Origin of the sequence: Streptomyces bungoensis, assembly GCF_001514215.1 — a bacterium.
In the GTDB taxonomy this organism is placed as follows: Bacteria; Actinomycetota; Actinomycetes; order Streptomycetales; family Streptomycetaceae; genus Streptomyces; species Streptomyces bungoensis.
The window spans coordinates 1-922 of sequence record NZ_KQ948915.1 but is presented as its reverse complement, the minus strand read 5'-3'; the positions used below and the strand labels follow the sequence as shown (position 1 = coordinate 922).

The 922-nt window shown below is 67.9% G+C and carries 1 protein-coding gene; it reads right to left on the bottom strand.

Going from position 1 to position 922, the window contains the following annotated elements; translation table 11 throughout:
• Positions 1-922 (bottom strand): alpha-glucosidase C-terminal domain-containing protein (locus tag AQJ66_RS36620; protein WP_208611551.1); only part of this gene is annotated, 922 nt, incomplete at both ends.

The following is a 922-nucleotide window of genomic DNA, read 5'->3' as shown; positions in this document are numbered from 1 at the left end:
CCGGAACCAGTAGAAGCCGTGGCCCGCGAGGGTGAGCAGGTACGGCAGTTCTCCGATGGCGGGGAAGCGGACGCCGCCGATCAGTTCGACGGGGTGGCGTCCGTCGAAGGCGCGCAGGTCGAGTTCGGTGGGCTGGGCGAACCGGGAGAAGTTGTGGACGCACAGCACGAGGTCGTCGCCGTATTCGCGCAGGAAGGCGAGGACGGCCGGGTTGGAGGAGGGCAGTTCGGTGTAGGAGCCGAGTCCGAAGGCGGGGTTCTGCTTGCGGATCTCGATCATGCGGCGGGTCCAGTGCAGCAGGGACGACGGCGAGGACATGGAGGCCTCGACGTTGGTGACCTGGTAGCCGTAGACGGGGTCCATGATCGTGGGCAGGAACAGGCGCCCGGGGTCGCAGGAGGAGAAGCCGGCGTTGCGGTCGGGGGTCCACTGCATGGGGGTGCGCACGGCGTCGCGGTCGCCGAGCCAGATGTTGTCGCCCATGCCGATCTCGTCGCCGTAGTAGAGGATCGGGGAGCCGGGCAGGGACAGCAGCAGGGCGGTGAACAGCTCGATCTGGTTGCGGTCGTTGTCGAGGAGGGGGGCGAGGCGGCGGCGGATGCCGATGTTGGCGCGCATCCGCGGGTCTTTGGCGTACTCGGCCCACATGTAGTCGCGTTCCTCGTCGGTGACCATCTCCAGGGTCAGCTCGTCGTGGTTGCGCAGGAAGATGCCCCACTGGCAACCGGACGGGATCGCGGGTGTTTTGGCGAGGATCTCCGAGACGGGGTAGCGCGACTCGCGGCGCACGGCCATGAAGATGCGCGGCATGACGGGGAAGTGGAACGCCATGTGGCACTCGTCGCCGCCCGCCTGGTAGTCGCCGAAGTAGTCGACGACGTCCTCCGGCCACTGGTTCGCCTCCGCCAGCAGCACCGTGTCC